We start from the raw sequence: 3,224 nt of genomic DNA on the forward strand, positions 1-3,224 counted from the left end.
AGGGCTCGCACCCTGCCGCTCACAATCAACGATACGGGTTCGCGGAACGGCGCGAACAAACATCGCGCCGTTTGGTGGCAACGCACCTAAAAAACGAGCCTCGACTGAGACAGTCGAGGCTGCGTTGAAAATCTTTCAGGCACGGCGTCGATCAAACGACGTGACCGGCGTCTCAGTCGCGAGGCCGACGGCTGCCGCCGCCACCACCGCCACCGCTTCCGCTGCGACGACGTCCGCTTCCACCACGGCGTCGCGGGCGATCACCGTTGTCGCCATCGCCACGGTCGCCGCGATCACGATCGCCACCGCGGTCGTCGCCTTGCTCGGCAACCATCGCGGCGATCTCGTCCTCTTCGCCCAACTCTTCGAGCGCCTGACGACGACTCAGCTTGACGCGGTCGTGCTCGTCAACATCGATGACCAAAACCTTCATCGCGTCACCGACGCGAACCACCTTGTCGATGCTGCTGATGTAGCCGCTGCTCAACTCGCTGATGTGACACAGCCCGTCGCGTCCGGGCAGGATCTCGACGAACGCACCAAAGTCCTTGATGCTGCTGACGATGCCGTCATAAATCTTTCCGATTTGCACCGTCGCGGTGCACGCTTCGACCTGACGCATCGCTTCGGCGGCAGACTCTTTGTCGTTGCCGGCGACCAGTACCGTGCCGTCGTCATCGACTTCGATCACGCACCCGGTCGATTCTTGGATGCCACGAATGTTCTTGCCGCCCGGACCGATCAGAGCACCGATCTTGTCCGACGCAATACGGGTACGCAACAGTCTCGGGGCGGTCGGAGCCGTTTCGCGACGGGGACGCGGAATCGTCGTCAGCATCTTTCGCAAGATTTCGATGCGAGCTTCACGCGACTGTTTCAACGTCGCGCGAATGATCTCTTCGCTAATCCCGGTGACCTTCAAGTCCAGCTGAATCCCGGTGATGCCGTTTTGCGTACCGGCGATCTTGAAGTCCATGTCACCGAAGTGGTCCTCGCTGCCCAGGATGTCGGTCAGCAAGACATACTCGTCTTCTGAGTTCCGCACCAGACCGACCGAGATCCCCGCAACCGGGTTGCTGATCGGAACGCCCGAGGCCATCAGGGCCAGGGTGGCACCGCAAACCGAAGCCATCGAGCTACTGCCGTTGGACTCGGTGATGTCACTGATCACGCGGACGGTGTAGGGGAATTCATCGGCGGCCGGAAGCACCGGCGCGACGCTGCGTTCGGCCAAGCTGCCGTGCCCGATTTCGCGTCGTCCCGGCCCACGGATCGGCCGACATTCGCCGACGGAAAACGAGGGAAAGTTGTAGTCGAGCATGAACTTCTTGCTGAACTCGTCATGCAATCCGTCCACTCGCTGTTCGTCGCGGGCCGTGCCCAGCGCCACCGTGATCAAGGCCTGCGTTTCACCACGCTGGAAAACGGCCGAGCCATGGACGCGTGGCAAGACATCGGTTTCGCAGTGGATCTGACGCAAGCTGGTGTTGTCGCGGCCGTCCGGTCGGGTGCCGGCGACGATCAGATCACGAGCCACCTTGCCTTCCAAATCATGCCAAACCGATTTGAATCGCTTGGTGCAGATCGCACCTTCGGCATTCGGATCGGGAATCATCTCGGCCATCGCCTTGTCACGCAGCGCACTGACGGCGGCGGCGCGATCTTGCTTGCCCGAGGTTTGCATCGCGGCCTTGAATTCGTCGTAATAACGGGACGAAATCTGGTCCATCAACCCGTCATCTTCCGGCGGGGTGTATTCGATCTTTTGCGGGTTGACCTTCTGGTACAGCTCGTCTTGAAGATCGATCACGTCGCGGATCGCGGCGTGGGCGAACTGAATCGCCTCCATCATTTCCTCTTCCGGCATCTCGTTGGCGAATCCTTCGATCATCGCCACCTGATCGCGCGAACCGCTGACGATCATGTCCAGTTCGCTTTCTTCCAGATCCGAGTTGCTCGGGAAAGCGACCAATTCACCGTCGACTTTACCGACGCGGACCGAAGCGATCGGTCCCAAGAAGGGCAAGGAACTGATGTGCAGCGCCGCACCCGCTCCATTCATCGCCAACACGTCGCCGTCGTTTTCCTGGTCACTGGCGACGACGAACGCTTGGACTTGAACCTCGTCCATGAAACCTTCCGGCCACAACGGACGAATCGGTCGGTCCATCAAACGCGAACTCAAAATCTCTTTCGTCGACGGACGGCCTTCACGCTTCAAAAACCCGCCGGGGAACTTCCCGGCCGCCGCGAATCGTTCGCGGTAATCACACATCAATGGGAAAAAATCGATTCCCTGTCGCGGGGTACCGCTGGCCGCAGCGACCAAGACGACGGTCTCACCGTACTGAACCAACACTGCACCGGCGGCTTGCTTCGCCAATTGACCGGTCTCGAACGACAACACATGGCGTCCGATTTTTTTTTCGACGCGAACTTTATTCACAGTCACTTTACTTTCCTTCCTGCAACTACAACTACAACAAAATTACTCCGGAGACCGACCGGCCCGATTGCCCGCAGGTGCCCGAAGTCATGAACGATAATTGAACCGTTTTCGACCAACAGATCGAAATGAGAACGCCCCCGATGCGAATGGACACTCGCCGGCACGGTCCGACGCCAGCGAGCACGATCAGGCGCGATAGAGAAAAGGTCCTGGTGGGGAATAGGTCGCAATCACCCACGACAGCGGCAAGCACAACGCTTGCCGGAACCCGCCCGGCGATTGGCATCGAGGCCTTCCGGGCGTGAAGAAGAAAGCGAGAAATCAATCTCAGGTCGCCGCGATGGCGACTTTTGGCCGAAGCCTTCGTCACGCCAGAGCGGCCGAACCCGGGCTACTTACGGATGCCCAGCTTTCCGATGATATCTAGGTACCTCTGCGGGTCTTCCCCGCGGACGTAGTCAAGCAAGCGACGTCGACGGCTGACCAAACCGAGCAATCCGCGACGCGACGCGTAATCCTTGTTGTGCGTCCGCATGTGCTCGGTCAGCCCATTGATTCGCTCGGTCAAAATCGCGATCTGAACCTCGGGAGAACCGGAATCGCCGTCATTTGCACCGTGTTCTTTGATGACTTCAGCTTTTCGCTGCTTCGAAATCGTCATTTCGTACTTACTTTCAAACCAATTGATTGTTTCGTGTCTGATTTACGGTCCGGTAGTTTACCGACACCGCCCAATACCGCAACGGCAAAAAAAACAGGTTCCAGGTTCCAGGTT

General features: G+C 58.9%; 2 protein-coding genes. Both read right to left on the bottom strand.

The genetic code is table 11. The annotated features are described in order from the left end of the window. Window positions 1-172 precede the first annotated feature (172 nt). On the bottom strand, window positions 173-2,452 hold the full coding sequence (locus NZK35_RS33800) for a polyribonucleotide nucleotidyltransferase (protein ID WP_259636943.1): 2,280 nt from the start codon (window positions 2,450-2,452) through the stop codon (window positions 173-175). A 388-nt stretch (window positions 2,453-2,840) separates the two neighbouring features. Further along, complete coding sequence (gene rpsO, locus NZK35_RS33805) at window positions 2,841-3,110, bottom strand: 30S ribosomal protein S15 (protein ID WP_095740847.1); 270 nt, start codon at window positions 3,108-3,110, stop codon at window positions 2,841-2,843. Between the last annotated feature and the right edge of the window lie 114 nt (window positions 3,111-3,224).

The sequence above is a fragment of the Stieleria sedimenti genome (assembly GCF_025060895.1).
Lineage (GTDB): Bacteria > Planctomycetota > Planctomycetia > Pirellulales > Pirellulaceae > Stieleria > Stieleria sedimenti.

What these genes read in the sequence shown, in the direction of transcription:
- rpsO (WP_095740847.1), bottom strand. Translation starts at nt 3,110, where the DNA reads ATGACGATTTCGAAGCAGCGAAAAGCTGAAGTCATCAAAGAACACGGT.